Annotated in this window: 11 protein-coding genes and 1 pseudogene; 8 read left to right on the top strand and 4 right to left on the bottom strand. The window is 76.8% G+C overall.

Going from position 1 to position 15,902, the window contains the following annotated elements; all coding sequences use genetic code 11:
• Positions 1 to 58 precede the first annotated feature (58 nt).
• From radA to FKM96_RS05810, 6 genes and pseudogenes are all read left to right on the top strand, one after another.
• Entirely contained in the window at positions 59 to 1,474 is a 1,416-nt protein-coding gene (gene radA, locus FKM96_RS05835) for a DNA repair protein RadA (RefSeq protein WP_246855222.1), read from the top strand.
• A 60-nt stretch (positions 1,475 to 1,534) separates the two neighbouring features.
• Positions 1,535 to 2,194: a TetR/AcrR family transcriptional regulator gene (locus FKM96_RS05830; RefSeq protein WP_168216889.1), complete on the top strand. Its 660-nt coding sequence runs from the start codon at positions 1,535 to 1,537 to the stop codon at positions 2,192 to 2,194.
• Positions 2,191 to 3,121 (top strand): annotated as a pseudogene (locus FKM96_RS05825) (ATP-binding cassette domain-containing protein). The gene FKM96_RS05830 and the pseudogene FKM96_RS05825 overlap by 4 nt, the downstream one beginning before the upstream one ends.
• 291 nt (positions 3,122 to 3,412) lie before the next feature.
• Positions 3,413 to 4,768 carry an ABC transporter permease gene (locus FKM96_RS05820; protein ID WP_246855221.1) on the top strand — a complete coding sequence of 452 codons (1,356 nt, stop codon included), beginning with the start codon at positions 3,413 to 3,415 and terminating at the stop codon, positions 4,766 to 4,768.
• A 124-nt stretch (positions 4,769 to 4,892) separates the two neighbouring features.
• Positions 4,893 to 6,077: a hypothetical protein gene (locus tag FKM96_RS05815; protein ID WP_147794433.1), complete on the top strand. Its 1,185-nt coding sequence runs from the start codon at positions 4,893 to 4,895 to the stop codon at positions 6,075 to 6,077.
• Between the two features lie 358 nt (positions 6,078 to 6,435).
• Positions 6,436 to 7,371, top strand: coding sequence for an aldo/keto reductase (locus tag FKM96_RS05810; RefSeq protein WP_147794432.1), 936 nt, complete (start codon positions 6,436 to 6,438; stop codon positions 7,369 to 7,371).
• A gap of 120 nt (positions 7,372 to 7,491) precedes the next feature.
• On the opposite strand, the gene FKM96_RS05805 is transcribed toward FKM96_RS05810, so the two are convergent.
• The 3 genes from FKM96_RS05805 to FKM96_RS05795 all read right to left on the bottom strand — a co-directional run bounded on the left by FKM96_RS05805 (position 7,492) and on the right by FKM96_RS05795 (position 10,375).
• On the bottom strand, positions 7,492 to 9,177 hold the full coding sequence (locus FKM96_RS05805; protein ID WP_210417374.1) for a cell wall metabolism sensor histidine kinase WalK: 1,686 nt from the start codon (positions 9,175 to 9,177) through the stop codon (positions 7,492 to 7,494).
• Positions 9,174 to 9,908 (bottom strand): response regulator transcription factor, encoded by a 735-nt coding sequence (locus FKM96_RS05800; RefSeq protein ID WP_147794431.1) that lies wholly within the window; start codon positions 9,906 to 9,908, stop codon positions 9,174 to 9,176. The genes FKM96_RS05805 and FKM96_RS05800 overlap by 4 nt, the downstream gene beginning before the upstream one ends.
• Before the next feature lie 89 nt (positions 9,909 to 9,997).
• Positions 9,998 to 10,375 (bottom strand): VOC family protein, encoded by a 378-nt coding sequence (locus FKM96_RS05795; RefSeq protein ID WP_147794430.1) that lies wholly within the window; start codon positions 10,373 to 10,375, stop codon positions 9,998 to 10,000.
• 202 nt (positions 10,376 to 10,577) lie between these two features.
• On the opposite strand from FKM96_RS05795, the gene FKM96_RS05790 reads away from it, so the two are divergent.
• On the top strand, positions 10,578 to 11,603 hold the full coding sequence (locus FKM96_RS05790) for a phosphatase PAP2 family protein (RefSeq protein WP_147794429.1): 1,026 nt from the start codon (positions 10,578 to 10,580) through the stop codon (positions 11,601 to 11,603).
• Between the two features lie 84 nt (positions 11,604 to 11,687).
• Positions 11,688 to 14,477 carry a type I DNA topoisomerase gene (gene topA, locus FKM96_RS05785; RefSeq protein WP_147794428.1) on the top strand — a complete coding sequence of 930 codons (2,790 nt, stop codon included), beginning with the start codon at positions 11,688 to 11,690 and terminating at the stop codon, positions 14,475 to 14,477.
• A gap of 6 nt (positions 14,478 to 14,483) precedes the next feature.
• Here topA and FKM96_RS05780 read toward each other — a convergent pair whose 3' ends face one another.
• Positions 14,484 to 15,833, bottom strand: coding sequence for an alpha-amylase family protein (locus FKM96_RS05780; protein ID WP_147794427.1), 1,350 nt, complete (start codon positions 15,831 to 15,833; stop codon positions 14,484 to 14,486).
• Between the last annotated feature and the right edge of the window lie 69 nt (positions 15,834 to 15,902).

The raw sequence follows: 15,902 nt of genomic DNA, 5'->3' as shown, positions 1-15,902 counted from the left end.
CGATTCGGTCACGGTGCGGCGCCGGAGGCTGTCGGTGGCGGCCGTTAGCGTGACGGCCGTGTCGACCACCACCTCCTCCCGGACCGCCCGGCCCGCCTTCCGCTGCACCGAGTGCGGCTGGACGACGTCCAAGTGGGTGGGCCGGTGCGGCGAGTGCCAGACCTGGGGCTCGGTGTCGGAGGACACGGGTCCGGGCGGGGCGGCGCCGCGGACGGCGGTCATGGTGCCGCTGCGCGGGGCGGCCCGGCCGATCGCGGAGATCGACGTCGAGGCGGCCCGCGCGCTGCCCACCGGCGTGGGGGAGCTCGACCGGGTGCTGGGCGGCGGCCTCGTCCCGGGCGCCGTCGTGCTGCTCGCGGGGGAGCCGGGGGTCGGCAAGTCGACGCTGCTGCTCGACGTCGCCAGCCGCGCCGCGACCGGCGGCCGCACCGTGCTCTACGTGACCGGCGAGGAGTCCGCGGGCCAGGTGCGGCTGCGCGCCGAGCGGATCGGGGCGCTGGCGGACACGCTGCTGCTGACGGCCGAGACCGACCTCGGCACGATCCTCGGGCACCTGGCGCAGACGGAGCCCGACCTGCTGGTGCTCGACTCGGTGCAGACGGTCGCGTCGTCGGCCGTCGAGGGGTCGCCGGGCGGCGTGGCCCAGGTGCGCGAGGTCGCCGCCGCGCTGATCTCCGCCGCCAAGGAGCGCGCGCTGCCGGTGCTGCTGGTCGGGCACGTCACCAAGGACGGGTCGGTCGCGGGACCCCGCACGCTGGAGCACCTCGTCGACGTGGTGTGCCAGTTCGAGGGCGACCGGCACTCCCGGCTGCGGCTGCTGCGCGCGACCAAGAACCGGTTCGGCCCGACCGACGAGGTCGGGTGCTTCGACCTCACCGAGACGGGCATCGTCGGGCTCGCCGACCCGTCGGGGCTGTTCGTCTCGCACGAGCGGCACCACGTCCCGGGCACCTGCGTGACCGTGACGCTCGAGGGCCGGCGCCCGCTGGCCACCGAGGTGCAGGCGCTCGTCGCGCCGTCGATGCTGAGCAACCCCCGCCGGACGACGAGCGGCGTCGACGGCAGCCGGCTCGCGATGGTGCTCGCGGTGCTGCAGCGGCGCGCGGGCCTCAAGGTCGGGGACCAGGACGTGTACGTGTCGACGGTCGGCGGCGCCCGCGTCGTCGAGCCCGCGGCGGACCTGGCGCTCGCGCTCGCGACCGTCAGCAGCCGGGAGAACGTGGCGCTGCCGCCGCGACTGGTCGCGATCGGCGAGGTCGGGCTCGCGGGGGAGATCCGCCCGGTGACCGGGACGGCGCGCCGGCTCGCGGAGGCGGCGCGGCTCGGGTTCACGCACGCGGTGGTGCCGGCCGGGTCGCTGGAGAAGGGCCAGGGGCCGGAGGGTATGCGGGTCGCGCAGGCGGCCGACCTCGGCGAGGCGGTGCGGCTCACCCGCGCCGACACCGCCCGGGTGCAGGCGCGCGCCGAGGGCTGACGCCACCGGGTCGATGCGCCCCCTTGCCGCCGGGCTGAACACGCGTTTAGTCTGCTGAACGTGCGTTCAGCGACGACCGACGACGACCTGACCGCCCGCGCCCGGATCCGGGACGCGGCGCTGCTGCGGTTCGCCCGCGACGGCTTCGGCGCCGGCCTGCGCGCCGTCGCCGCCGACGCGGGCGTGAGCCCGGCGCTGGTCATCCACCACTTCGGCTCCAAGGACGGCCTCCGGGCCGCCTGCGACGCGTACGTCCTGGACCGCATCCGGTCGCAGAAGGAGGCGTCGCTCACCACCGAGACGCCCCGCGAGTCGATGGCGCACCTGGCCGACCTCACGCAGTACGGGCCGGTGTTCGGCTACGTCGTCCGCAGCCTCGCGGCCGGCGGCGCGCTCGCGTCCCGGTTCGTCGAGGACATGGTCGCCGCGACCGAGGACTACCTGGCGCTCGGGGTCGCGGCGGGCACCGTGAGCCCGTCGGTCGACCCGGCGGGGCGGGCCCGCTACCTGGTCGCCCAGAGCGTCGGGCTGCTGCAGCTCGCGCTCATCGACGCCGAGGCGGGCCGCGCGCCGTCGCCGACGCTCGAACCCGTCGCCGCGTTCACCGCGCTGTCCCGCTGGGCGGTCGTCCCGGCGATGGAGATGCTGACCGAGCCGCTGCTCACCGACCACGACCTGCTGGCGGCGGCGATCGACGAGCTCGCCCGGGAGGAACCATGACCAGCCACCCGACCACCGCCGCCGCCGCCGTCGAGGTCCGCGGCCTCGTCAAGGCGTTCGGCCGCCGACGGGCGCTCGACGGGCTCGACCTGACCGTGCGCGCGGGGGAGGTGCACGGGTTCCTCGGCCCGAACGGCGCCGGCAAGTCGACGACCATCCGGGTGCTGCTCGGCATGCTGCGCGCCGACGCGGGCGAGGCCCGGGTGCTCGGCGCCGACCCGTGGCGGGACGCCGTCGCCCTGCACCACCACCTGGCGTACGTGCCGGGGGAGGTCGACCTGTGGCCCAACCTGACCGGCGGCGAGGCGATCGACCTGCTCGGGCGGCTGCGCGGCGGGCTCGACCCGCGGCGGCGCGACGACCTCGTCGGGCGGTTCGAGCTCGACCCCACCGTGCGGGTGCGCGCGTACTCCAAGGGCAACCGGCAGAAGGTCGCGCTGGTCGCCGCGCTCGCGGCCGACGTCCCGCTGCTGGTCCTCGACGAGCCGACGAGCGGTCTGGACCCGCTGATGGAGGCGGAGTTCCAGCGGTGCATCCGCGAGGCCGCCGGGGACGGGCGCACGGTGCTGCTGTCCAGCCACATCCTCGCGGAGGTGGAGGCGCTCTGCGAGCGGGTCACGATCATCCGCGCCGGCCGCGCGGTGCGGTCGGGGACGCTCGACGAGCTCCGCGGGCTGACCCGGACCGCGGTCGTCGTCTCGCTGCAGGACCCCGACGCCGCGCTCGCCGCACTGCAGGGTGCGCCGGGCGTGCACGACCCCGCACGCGTCGACGGGCACGTCCGGCTCGACGTCGACGCCGAGGCGCTGGACGACGTGCTGGCGCTGCTGCCCGCGGTTCGGGGTCCGGGGCGTCACCGCGCACCCGCCGACGCTCGAGGACCTGTTCCTCCGGGAGTACGGCGAGACCGTCGGGAGCCCGCGGTGACCGCCGTGGCCACGCCCGCCGCCCGCCCCGCGGCACCGGCGTCCCGGGGTGCGACGGACCGCTGGGCCGGCACCGGGGCGCTGGTCCGGGTGGCGCTGCGGGTCGAGCGGGTGCGGCTGCCCGTGTGGCTGGTCGCCGTCGCCGGGCTGACCGCCGTGTCCGCGTCGTCGGAGGCGGACCTGTTCCCGACGCCCGAGTCCCGCGCCGCGCGCGCCGAGCTCATGCGATCGCCCGCGGCGACGGCCCTCGGCGGTCCGGGGGTACGGCCTCGACGACTACACGATCGGCGCGATGGTCGCGAACGAGCTCGGCGCCTGGGTCGCGCTCGCGCTCGCGATCATGTCGGTGCTGCTCGTGGTGCGGCACCTGCGCGGGGCCGAGGAGTCGGGGCTCCTCGAGGTGGTCCGGTCGACGCCGGTGGGGCGGGACGCGCCGGTGCTCGCGGCGGTCGTCGTCGTGACGCTCGCTGACCTCGCGATCGGGCTCGCGCTCGCCGCCGCGCTGGTCGGCACGGGCCTGCCGGCCGCCGGGGCGCTGGCCTTCGGGCTCGGCTGCGGTCTGGTCGGTCTCACGTTCGGCGCGACCGCCGCGGTGGCCGCCCAGCTCGTCACGCACGCCCGGACGGCCTCGATGCTGGGGACGGCGGCGATCGGCGCGGGGTTCGTGCTGCGCGCCGTGGGGGACGTCCGCGCCCCGGAGAGCGGCAGCGTGCTGAGCTGGCTGTCCCCGTTCGGCTGGTCGCAGGCCACGCGCGCCTGGGTCGACGAGCGCTGGTGGCCGCTCGCGCTGCCGGTGCTCGCCTCCGCCGCCGTGTTCGGGGTCGCGGCGCTGCTGGCGGAGCGGCGCGACCTCGGCGACGGCCTGCTGCCCGAGCGCCCCGGCCGTGCGCACGCCTCACCGCGCCTCACGGGGGTCGCGGCCGTGACGCTGCGCCGGCTCGCCGGGGCGCTCGCGGGCTGGGCCGTCGGGGTGGCCGCGATCTGCGGGCTCGTCGGGGTGCTGGCCCGCGAGGTCGTGCAGTTCATCGAGGACGAGCCCGCCCTCGGGGCGTTCTTCGGCCAGGGGTCGGCCGCGGCGGCGGACGCGGCGCTGGCCCGGTACCTGCTCGTGGCGGTGGCGCTGGCCGCCGCGGCGGGCGTCCAGGGCGTCGGGGCGGTGCGCGCGGAGGAGGCGGCGGGCCGCGCCGCGCACGTGCTCGCGGGGTCGGTGGGCCGCGCGCGGTGGCTCGGCGCGCAGCTCGCGGTCGTGCTCGGCGCGGTGACGGCCATGGTGCTGCTCGGCGGGCTGGTCATGGGCCTGACGGCGGCGAGCACCCTCGACGACCCCGCGCTGGTGCCCCGGCTGCTCGGCGCGGCACTCGCGCAGGTGCCCGCGCTGATGGCGGTGACCGGCGCGGCGGTGCTCGTCCTGGGGGTCGGGCCGCGCGCGTTCGGGCTGGCGTGGGCGTACCTCGGCTACGTCGCGCTCACCGCGATGCTCGGCGGGGTGCTCCCGGACGGCAGCGACGTCGCGTCCCCGCTCCGGTACACGCCGGGGATGCCCGCCGAGCCGATGGACTGGCCCGCGGTGCTCGTCCTCACGGCGGTCGCCGTCGCGCTGGTCGGCGGGGGCGTCGTCGCGTTCCGGCGGCGGGACCTGCTCGCCTGAGGGGCGCACGCCCGCCCGCGCCGGTCCGCCAGGAGCCGCCGCCCGGCCGCTAGGCTGCCGCGGGACCTCCGGGCCGGCGCGCTGACGCGGCCGCGCCCGACCGGAAGGCGGCAGGAGTTCGTGCATGAGTGACACCGACGGGCGCTTCGCGCGCCGGGAGACCGGCACGCCGGCGGCGGGCGTCGGGCGGTTCGGCGACGACCGGCCGCGGTGGCCGAGCCTGCGCGGCGACGACGGTGCGGAGGCCGGGGCGGGTGCCTCGGCGGGTGCGACGACGGCCGCGGGTGCGACGACCCCGTCGGCTCCGGTGGCGCCCGCCGCCCCCGCCTCTCCTGCCGCCGCGTGGACCCCCGCCGGCCCGCCCGCCGACCCGGCCCCCGGCGACGTCCCGCCGCCGCCCACCCGGCGCAGCCGGCGGTTCGCCGCCGCGGACGACGCCGCCCCGTCGCAGCCGGTCGACCCCGCCGAGCGGACCGCGGCCCTCGCCCGTGCGGACGCCGCGCTCCAGGCCGGCGAGGCCCAGGCCCGCACCGCGGCCCTGGCGCGCGCGGACGCGGCGCTGCACGCCGCGGGAGCGGGCGACACGACGGACGCGGGTCCAGGCGGCGACGACCCGGACGGGCCCGACGCCACGACGCCCGCCCGCGGCCGGCGCCGGTGGGTCGTCGTCGGTGCGGTCGCCGCCGCGGTGCTCGTGCTCGGCGGCGCGGGTGCGGCCTGGTTCCTCACCCGCGACGACGCCGGCGGCACGGCTGCCGCGCCGCCGGACGTGGTGCTGCCGTCGCCCACCGCCTCGGTCGCCCCGGCGGCCCGCGCCGCGACCACGGCGTTCGCGGGCGCGCTGCCGACCACGCTGCTGCAGTACGCGCTGGCGTCCTCCGCCGACGACGAGGCCTGGCTCGCCCAGGGCGCCGTCGAGGCCTACGCCGAGACGTACACCGACGGGGCCGACGGCACCGTCAGCGTGCAGGCCGGGCAGTGGGAGACGCCCGAGGAGGCCGCCACGGCGCTCGCGGCGGTCGCGGCGACGCTCCCGGCGGCGGACGCGGCGGACGCGGCGGACGCGGCGGACGCGGCGAGCGGCGAGGCCACCGACGGCGCCTCCGCCGACCCGACCGCGGCCGCCGCCGGCCCCGCCGTGCTGCTGCAGGGCGAGGTCCTCGTCGGCGGTGCACCCACCGGCACGGTCACGGTCGTCGACGCGGGGGACGGCACCGGCGTCGCGGCGTGGAGCAACGGCACCACGGTGTTCGTCGTCCGGGGACCGGCCGCCGACATCCGCAACCTGTACGCCGCCTACCCCCTCTGAGCTGCCTTCGCGCGCCCGCCGAGCGCAGCCGACACGTCGAGCGAGTAGTCGGCGACTGCTCGCTCGACGCGTCGGTTGCCCCGTCGCCACGGAGCCCCGGTCCGCGGAGCCTTGGCAGCTGGCAGCTGGCAGCTGGCAGCTCGCAGCTCGCAGCTCGCAGCCACGCATCGCGCGCGCCCACCCCCCGGCGCGCCGGTGGGGCGTCCGGCGGGCGGTCCCGCCGGGCGCCGGCGCGGCGCGTGGGGTAGACCGGAGGTCGGCGGCCCGACGGCGCGACCGCCCCACGCCCGCCGCCACCCCGCGGCGCGCCCCGCAGGCGCCGTGCCCCCTGGCCGGCGCCGCCCGACCGAGGAGGACCATGGCACGCATCGGCACCACCGACCTGGACGTCCTGCCGCTGAACCTGGGCGGCAACGTGTTCGGCTGGACCGCGGACGAGCAGGCCTCGTTCGCCGTCCTGGACGCGTTCGCCGAGGCCGGGGGCAGCTTCGTCGACACCGCGGACGTCTACTCCGAGTGGGGCGACGGCCACGAGGGCGGCGAGTCCGAGGCGACGATCGGGCGCTGGATGGCCGCGCGCGGCAACCGCACGGACGTCGTGGTCGCGACGAAGGTCGGCAAGCTCAGCACCCGCCGCGGCACCTCCCGGGCGGTGGTCCGGGCCGCGATCGACGACTCGCTGAAGCGGCTCGGCACGGACTACGTCGACCTCTACTACGCGCACGAGGACGACCAGGACACCCCGCTGGAGGAGACCGTCGCCGCACTCGGCGAGGTGGTCGCCGACGGCAAGGCCCGGTACGTCGCGGCGTCGAACTTCTCGCCCGAGCGGCTGGCCGAGGCGCTGCGGATCGCCGACGACCTCGGGGTCGCCCGGTTCGTCGCGCTGCAGCCGCACTACAACCTGGTGCACCGCGGCGCCTACGAGGGCCCGCTGCAGGAGCTCGCCGTCCGCGAGGGCCTCGGCGTGCTGCCGTACTCCTCGCTGGCGAGCGGCTTCCTCACCGGCAAGTACCGCGACGGGTCGCCCGCCGTGGACAGCCCCCGCGCCGGATCGGCCGGGCGCTACCTGGACGACCGCGGCCGCCGGGTGCTGGCCGCCCTCGACGCGGTCGCCGCCGCGCACGGCACCTCGGTCACCGCCGTGAGCCTGGCGTGGCTGCGGGTGCAGCCCGGCGTCGTCGCGCCGATCGCGAGCGCGCGCTCGGTCGAGCAGCTGCCCGACCTGCTCGCCGGCGCGACGCTGGAGCTCGCGGACGGCGAGATCACCGCGCTGTCGGACGCCTCCGCCTGACGAGGGCGCCGACCACCTCCGCGACCGAGGGATCCACCCGCACCGGCACGCCCGGGTGTGCCCGTGCGGGTGGATCCCTCCGGACGGCGGGGCGAGGGGCGCCGGCCGGCCGCGCGCGCCTCAGTCCACCGCCGGGGTCCCCGCGGTTCCCGCGGGCAGCGCGTCCGGCGCGGTCGCGAGCGGCAGGCGCACCGTGAACGTGGTCGCCCCGGGGGTGCCGTCGACGCCGATCGTGCCGCCGTGCGCCGTGACCACCGCCTGCACGATCGCCAGCCCGAGGCCCGTGGACCCCGCGGCGCGGTTCCGGGACGCGTCGCCGCGGGCGAACCGCTCGAACAGCCGTGACCGCAGCGGCTCCGCGATGCCGGGTCCGTCGTCCCGGACCCGCAGCACCGCGCGGTCGCCCTCCCGCGCGACGGCCACCACCACGGTCGTGCCGACCGGGGTGTGCACGCGCGCGTTCGACAGCAGGTTGACCAGGACCTGCCGGAGCCGGTGCTCGTCGCCGACCACCAGCGCGGGCTCCGCCCCGTCGTCCTCCGCCCCGTCCTCCTCCGCTCCGTCGTCCTCCGCCCCGTCCTCCTCCGCTCCGTCGGGTCCGGCGTCCCCGCCCTGCAGCGCGCCGAGGTCGAGCCGCCAGGCGTGGTCCGGGCCCGCCGCGTGCGCGTCGGCGACCGCGTCGACGGCGAGCGCGGCCAGGTCGACCTCCTCGAGGTCGAGGTCCCGCCCGGCGTCCAGCCGCGCGAGCAGCAGCATGTCCTCGACCAGCGTGGTCATCCGGCGGGCCTCCGACTCGACGCGGCCCATCGCGCGCACGACGTCGTCGGGCAGGTCACCGGGCAGCCGCTGCACGAGCTCGGCGTAGCCGCGGATCGAGGCCAGCGGGGTGCGCAGCTCGTGGCTGGCGTCGGCGACGAACCGGCGCACCTGCGTCTCGGACTCGTGCCGGGCGGTGAGCGCGGACTCGACGTGGCCGAGCATCCGGTTGAGCGCCGACCCCACCTGCCCGACCTCCGTGCCCGGGTCGGTGTCCTCGTCCGGCACCCGCTCCCGGATGTCGACCTCCCCGCGGGACAGCGGCATCTCGGACACCCGGGTCGCGGTCGCGGCGACCCGGTCCAGGGGGCGCAGCTCCCGGCGCACCAGCACGGTGGCGATCGCGGCGGCGACCAGCAGACCGAGCACGGCGACGACGACCTCGACCACGACGTAGTCGTCGACGGTCGACGTGATCCCCGCCAGCGGGACGGCGGTGACCGAGGTGCTGCCGTTGTCGGACTCGACGGCGATCGCGCGGTAGCTGCCCAGGTCCGGGAGCTCCACCGTGCCGGGGTCCTGGCCCGGCTCGACCGCGAGCAGCACGGCCAGCTGCTCGTCGGTCAGGCCCTGCACGTCGCCGGAGGCGTCCAGGTAGCCGGCGACCGGCGTGCCGTCCGCGGTCTCGAACACGCTCACCGTGCCGACGTCCTGGCCCGGCAGCCCGAACGCGGGCGGGATGCTGCCGCCGCCCTGCTGCCCGTCGCCGGCCTGCGACCCGTCTCCCGACCCGTCGTCGGCCCCCGCCGTCGGCGCCCCCGACGGCAGCTGACCGGGCACCGCCCCGCGGTCGAGCCGGTCGGGCGCGGCCGCGGCCCGGCGGCTCGCGTCCTCCAGCCGCTGGTCGACCTGCGTCATCAGCGAGCTGCGCAGCGCGAGGGTCGACACCAGGCCCATGACGGCGGCGACGGTCGCCAGCAGCGCGACGACGACCGCCACCAGCCGCCGGCGCAGCGTCCACCGGGACCGCGCGGGCCGGGCGGCCCTCACGCCGCGGGCTTGAGCACGTACCCGACGCCGCGCAGGGTGTGCAGCATCGGCGTCCGGCCCTTGTCGATCTTCCGGCGCAGGTAGGAGACGTACAGCTCGACGATGTTGGCCTGGCCGCCGAAGTCGTACTGCCAGACGCGGTCGAGGATCTGCGCCTTCGACAGCACGCGCTTGGGGTTGCGCATGAAGTAGCGGAGCAGCTCGAACTCGGTCGCGGTCAGCCGGATGTCGTCGCCGCCGCGGCTGACCTCGTGCGCGTCCTCGTCCATCCGCAGGTCGCCGACGACCAGCACGGCCTCCTCGCGCTCCGAGACGGCGCCGGCGCGGCGCAGCAGGGCGCGCAGCCGGGCGACGACCTCCTCCAGGCTGAACGGCTTGGTGACGTAGTCGTCGCCGCCCGCGGTCAGGCCGGCGATCCGGTCCTCGACGGCGTCCTTCGCGGTGAGGAACAGCACCGGGACGTGCGGGTGGGTGGCGCGGATGCGGCGCAGCACCTCCAGGCCCGACAGGTCGGGGAGCATCACGTCGAGCAGGATCACGTCCGGCTCGAGGGACCGGGCCTGCTTGATGGCGGCCTGGCCCGTGAGGGCGTGCTCGACCTGCCAGCCCTCGTACCGGAGCGCGGTGGAGAGCAGCTCGGCCAGGGTGGCCTCGTCGTCGACGACGAGGGCCCGCACCGGCTGGCCGTCCGGGCGGGTGAGGGCGTCGCGCTGGAGCGTGGAGGTGGTCATGGCACGAGCATGGGCGCGCGACCTGGGGCGCCCCTGACGTCGACCTGTGGGAACCCTGTGAGCCGCTCAGGTGCGCGCCGGCTGGCCGGTCAGTCGCGCTCGATCACGGACAGCACGTTCCCCGACGGGTCGGTGAACCAGGCGATGAGGGGGCCGCCGCCCCGGAAGACGCCGTCCTCGTCGGTCTGCGTCGGCGCGCCCTCGTACCGCTCGAACCGCACGCCGCGGCCGCGCAGCTCCGCCACGGCGGCCGGGACGTCGGCGACCGGGAAGTTCAGCACGGTGAACGAGGCGGGGACGTGCGCCTCGCCCTTGGGGTAGAGCAGCACGTCCCGGCCCGCGAGGTGCAGGAGCAGCATCCCGTCGCGCTCCTCGGCGTCGAGGCCGAGCACGTCGGCGTAGAAGGCGCGGGCAGCGGGCACGTCCGCCACCGAGTAGCCGCTGAAGGACTCGCTGAGGTCGAGCATGACGGACTCCCTCGTCGTCGTGGGCCCGGGCGGCGGGTGCGCGGCCGCGTGCGGGCCGGGTGCGCCCAGCGTGCACCCGGGACGGGGCCCCCGGGAAGATGCCGGCCCCGCCCGCGCACGCCCCTCGCCGACTCGGTGGAGGATTCGTGTGCGGCCCCGGCGCCGCCCGGACCGCGGCGACCCGCTCGCCTACCGTGGTGCCATGCCCCGCCCGACCTCCGCCCCGGCGACCCCCTGGCGTGCCCCCGAGGCCGCCGACGGGGGTCCGGGCCGCGTCGACCCGCCGGTCCGCTGGCGCACCCCCGCCGGCACCGCACGCCGGGTCGCGTCGGCCCTGCTGGTGGCGCTGGTCGCCGTCGCGGGCATCGGCGTGACGTGGCGGGTGTTCGTCGGCACCGAGCACGGGCAGGCGGTCGACCAGGCGTCGCTCGACGGCGCCCACATCGGCCAGAACCGGCTCTGGGAGGTCGCCGAGCCGGTGCTGGACGTGGTCTCGGTCGGCTTCATCGCGGCGGCGATCGTCGCGTGCGCGGTGATCGCGTTCGTCCGGCGCCGCTGGGGCCTCGCGCTGGTCGCCGCGGGTGTGCTGGCCGGGGCGAACGTCTCGACCCGCGTCCTCAAGCACTGGGTGCTCGACCGGCCGGACCTCGGCTACGGCCCCGACTTCAACACGCTCCCCAGCGGGCACACGACGGCGGCGGCCTCGGTCGCCGCGGCGGTGCTGCTCGTCGTGCCGCCCCGCGCCCGGCCCTGGGCCGCGGTGCTCGGCGGCGCCTACGCGGGGGCCACGGGCGTCAGCACGCTCGTCGGCCAGTGGCACCGGCCGTCGGACGTCGTGGCGGGCCTGCTGGTCGTGCTGGCGTGGGGCGCGCTCGCGTGCGCGGTGCTGGCGCTCGGCGTCGACACCGCCACCGACCGCCGCCCGCCGACGGCCGCCCTGCGCACCGTCCCGCGCGCCGGCCGGCCCGCCCGTGGGGACGGTCCCGGCACCGCCGTGGCGGCCTGGCTGCTCGCCGCGGTGACGGCCCTCGCCGGGGGCGCCGCCGCGGTCGCGCTGCGCCGCACCTGGCTGTCCGACGACCCGGTCGGGTCCACAGCCGCGCTGCTGACGTCGTACGGTGGCGGGGCGCTGGGCATCGTCGCGGTCGCGGCCGCGTCGTCCGGCGCGCTGCTGGTGCTGCGCCGGTCCGCCACCTCGGGGTCGGACCGGGTGGGACCGACGTCGTAGAGTTCCCCCGCACCGGCGGTGGCATGCTGTCGCCGCCCGCACGCCCGGCACCACGGGTCGGCAGTCCGAAGGAAGCAGGAGCGCATGTCCGCAGGTCGCAAGCTGGTCATCGTGGAGTCGCCCGCCAAGGCGCGCACGATCGCCGGGTACCTCGGCGACGGCTTCGACGTCGAGGCCAGCGTCGGTCACATCCGTGACCTGCCGCAGCCCAGCGAGCTGCCCGCGGAGATGAAGAAGGGCCCGTTCGGCAAGTTCGCGGTCGACGTCGACAACGGCTTCGCGCCGTACTACGTCGTCGACTCGGACAAGAAGAAGAAGGTCACGGAGCTCAAGCGGCTGCTGAAGGACGCCGACGAGCTCTACCTCGCCACCGACGAGGACCGCGAGGGCGAGGCCATCGCGTGGCACCTGCTCCAGGAGCTCAAGCCCAAGGTGCCGGTCAAGCGGATGGTGTTCCACGAGATCACCCGCGAGGCCATCACCCGCGCGCTGGAGAACACCCGCGAGCTCGACGACCGCCTGGTGGACGCGCAGGAGACCCGGCGCATCCTCGACCGGCTGTACGGCTACGAGGTCAGCCCGGTCCTGTGGCGCAAGGTCCGGCAGGGCCTGTCCGCCGGCCGCGTGCAGTCCGTGGCGACCCGCCTGGTGGTCGAGCGCGAGCGCGAGCGCATGGCGTTCCGCGCCGCCGACTACTGGGACCTGACCGCGACGTTCGCGGTGGCCGACGCCGACGAGCCGTCGTTCGGCGCCCGCCTGGTGCAGCTCGGCGAGCGGCGCGTGGCCGCGGGCCGCGACTTCGGCGACGACGGCGTGCTCAAGGGCTCCGGCGCGTCCCGCCCGGTGCACCTGGACGAGGGCGCCGCGCAGGCCTGGGTGTCCGCGCTGGACGGCGCCGGCTACGCGGTGCGCTCGCTGGAGACCAAGCCGTACACCCGCCGCCCGGCGGCGCCGTTCACGACGTCGACGCTGCAGCAGGAGGCCAGCCGCAAGCTGCGCATGTCCTCCCGGCAGACGATGCGCACCGCGCAGACGCTGTACGAGAACGGCTACATCACCTACATGCGGACCGACTCGCCCAACCTGAGCACGCAGGCGATCGACGCCGCGCGCCGCCAGGCGTCGGAGCTCTACGGCGCGGACCACGTCCCCGACGCCCCGCGCGTCTACGCGTCCAAGAGCAAGGGCGCGCAGGAGGCGCACGAGGCGATCCGCCCCGCCGGTGACAACTTCCGCACCCCCGCCCAGGTGGCGCGCGAGCTGTCCGGCGACCAGTTCCGGCTGTACGAGCTCATCTGGAAGCGCACCGTCGCCTCGCAGATGGCCGACGCCCGCGGCTCGACCGCCTCGGTCCGGATCGCCGCGACGGTGCCCGCCCCGGAGCTGCCCGCCGGCAGCACCGCGGCCGACGCCACGACCGCCGGAGCGCCGACCGACGCGCTGTTCGCCGCGTCCGGCACCGTCATCACGTTCCGCGGCTTCCTCGCCGCGTACGAGGAGGGCCGGGACGTCGACCGGTACGCCTCCGACGCCGAGGGCAAGGCCGCCGAGGGCGCCAAGGAGACCCGGCTGCCGCAGATGGCCGAGGGCGACCCGGTCACGGAGTCGGACCTCACGGCCGACGGCCACCGCACGTCCCCGCCGCCGCGGTTCACCGAGGCGAGCCTGGTCAAGGCGCTCGAGGAGCGCGGCATCGGCCGCCCGTCGACCTACGCAGCGACGATCTCGGTCATCCAGGACCGCGGCTACGTGACCAGCCGCGGCCAGGCGCTGGTGCCGAGCTGGCTCGCGTTCGCCGTGACCCGGCTGCTCGAGGAGAACTTCGACCGGCTCGTCGACTACGACTTCACCGCCTCGATGGAGGAGGACCTCGACGCAATCGCCGCGGGGCAGAAGGACCGCGTCGACTGGCTGACCCGGTTCTACTTCGGCTCCGCGGCGGCCGAGGGCCCGGATGGCGACGGCCTGCGCGAGCTCGTCGCGAACCTCGGCGAGATCGACGCCCGCGAGGTCAACTCGATCGAGATCGGCGACGGGATCACGCTGCGCGTCGGCCGGTACGGGCCGTACATCGAGGAGTCCGGCGGCGAGCCCGGCCCGGACGGCAACCCGCGCCGCGCGTCGGTGCCGGACGACCTGGCGCCCGACGAGCTGACGGCCGAGAAGGCCCGCGAGCTGCTGGAGACCCAGCCCGAGGGCGACCTCGTGCTCGGCACCGACCCGACGACGGGCACGACGATCGTCGCGAAGAACGGGCGGTACGGGCCCTACGTCACGGAGCTGCTGCCGGAGCCCGAGCTCGACCCGGGCCTGTCGGCGGCGGCGAAGAAGCGCGCGCTCGCGGCGGCGCCCAAGCCGCGCACCGGCTCGCTGCTGAAGTCGCAGTCGCTGCAGACGATCACGCTCGACGAGGCGCTGCAGCTGCTCAGCCTGCCGCGCGTCGTGGGCACGGACCCGGAGACCGGCGCCGAGATCACCGCGCAGAACGGCCGCTACGGCCCGTACCTCAAGAAGGGCACGGACTCCCGCACGCTGCCGTCGGAGGAGGCGATCTTCACCACGACGCTGGAGGAGGCGCTGGCGATCTACGCGCAGCCCAAGCGGGGCCGCGGGGCGACCGCGACGCCGCCGCTGCGCGAGCTCGGCGAGGACCCGACGTCGGGCAAGCCGATCGTGGTGAAGGACGGCCGGTTCGGCGCGTACGTCACCGACGGCGAGACCAACCGGACCCTGCCGCGGGACACGACGCCCGAGTCGATCACCCGCGAGCAGGCCGTCGAGCTGCTGGCGGAGAAGCGCGCGTCGTCGCCCAAGAAGAAGCCGGCTGCCAAGAAGGCCGCGGCGCCCCGCAAGAAGGCGGCCGCCAAGAAGTAGGGGTCCTCAGACCTCGAGCACGACCCAGCCGGGCCCCGGGACGTCCACGGACGAGCCGGGGCCCGGTCGCGTCCCGGGCGAGACGGCCGGATCGGCGTGCGCCGCCACCGAGGCCCCGGCCGGCACCCCGAGCGCCCACGGCCCGGCGTCCAGGTTGAGCGCCACCAGCAGCGCGGTGCCGGAGCCGTCGGACGCCCGCGCCTCGTAGGCCAGCCGGGTGTTCGTCACCTCGACCACCCGGGTGCGGGCGGTGTGCAGCCACGGGTGCCGCCGCCGCAGCCCGAGCAGGGCGGCGTGCCGGTCGTGCGTGGCCCGGCCGTCCGGAGCGACGTCGGGGCCGGCGAGGTCGGCCGGCGTCGGCGGGTACGGCGGGCGGACCTCGTCGTCGCCGCCCGCGCGGTCCTCCTTGACCCCGCGGTAGGCCTGCTCGTCGCCGTAGTAGACGGCCGGGGTGCCGCCGACCGTGGCGAGCACGGCCAGCGCGAGGCCCGCGAGCGTCGCGTCGCCGACCCGGCTGGTGATCCGGGTGACGTCGTGGTTGCCGACGAACGTGTACGGCACGAAGTGGTCGAGGAACCCGTCGTGCCGGCCGAGCGTCCACACGAGCTCGTGGAAGTTGCGCTCGGCGATCGACGACCAGGTCGCCTTCCACAGCTCGTACTGGGTGACCGCGTCCAGGCCGGACTCCGCGACGAACGCCGGGTAGTCGCCGTGGATCACCTCGCCCATCAGGTAGGCGTCCGGGTGCGCGGCGCGCACCCGCTCGGTCACCCGCGCCCAGAACGCCGTCGGCACGGCGTACGCCGCGTCCAGCCGCCACCCGTCCGCGCCCGCGTCGAGCCAGTGCGTCATGACGTCGGCGACCAGGTCGACGACCCGCGGCTCGTCGTGGTCCAGCGTGACGAGCGAGCGGTGCCCCTCGAAGCAGTCCCAGTCGGGGCCGTCGTCGGTCCAGCGGATCCGGAACAGGTCGGCCTCGGCGGAGCCGGGGCCGGCGGCCAGCGCGGCGCGGAACAGCGGGTGCTGGTCGCCGACGTGGTTGAACACCCCGTCCAGCAGCACCCGCACGCCGCGGTCGCGGGCCGCCGCGAGCAGCCGGTCCAGGTCCGCGCGGTCGCCCAGCCGCGGGTCGACCCGGTAGTGGTCGACGGTGTCGTAGCCGTGCGTGCCCGACGCGAACACCGGGCCGAGCGCCAGGCCGTTGAGGCCGAGGTCGACCAGGTAGTCGAGCCAGCGCTCGACGTGCCCGAGCCGGTGGGTCACCGGGGCGCCGGGGTCGAGGGCGCGCTCGGCGCCCGTGAACCCCAGCGGGTAGACGTGCCACCACATCGCGTGCTGCACCCACGGCGCGGCCATCGGCGTCCTCCCTCGTCAGCGGCTCCCCGCGACCCTCGCAGGTCCCGGCCGGTCTGTCACACGGGAGCG

The organism is Cellulomonas sp. Y8 (assembly GCF_008033115.1).
Taxonomy (GTDB): Bacteria; Actinomycetota; Actinomycetes; order Actinomycetales; family Cellulomonadaceae; genus Cellulomonas.
This window is presented reverse-complemented; position numbering and strand designations above follow the sequence as displayed.

Excerpts from the sequence above, each read along its gene's own strand:
- FKM96_RS05780 (WP_147794427.1), bottom strand. The coding sequence starts at position 15,833 with ATGGCCGCGCCGTGGGTGCAGCACGCGATGTGGTGGCACGTCTACCCG.
- FKM96_RS05795 (WP_147794430.1), bottom strand. The coding sequence starts at position 10,375 with ATGCTCGACCTCAGCGAGTCCTTCAGCGGCTACTCGGTGGCGGACGTG.
- FKM96_RS05810 (WP_147794432.1), top strand. The coding sequence starts at position 6,436 with ATGGCACGCATCGGCACCACCGACCTGGACGTCCTGCCGCTGAACCTG.
- FKM96_RS05815 (WP_147794433.1), top strand. The coding sequence starts at position 4,893 with ATGAGTGACACCGACGGGCGCTTCGCGCGCCGGGAGACCGGCACGCCG.
- FKM96_RS05800 (WP_147794431.1), bottom strand. The coding sequence starts at position 9,908 with ATGACCACCTCCACGCTCCAGCGCGACGCCCTCACCCGCCCGGACGGC.
- FKM96_RS05820 (WP_246855221.1), top strand. The coding sequence starts at position 3,413 with ATGGTCGCGAACGAGCTCGGCGCCTGGGTCGCGCTCGCGCTCGCGATC.
- FKM96_RS05790 (WP_147794429.1), top strand. The coding sequence starts at position 10,578 with ATGCCCCGCCCGACCTCCGCCCCGGCGACCCCCTGGCGTGCCCCCGAG.
- topA (WP_147794428.1), top strand. The coding sequence starts at position 11,688 with ATGTCCGCAGGTCGCAAGCTGGTCATCGTGGAGTCGCCCGCCAAGGCG.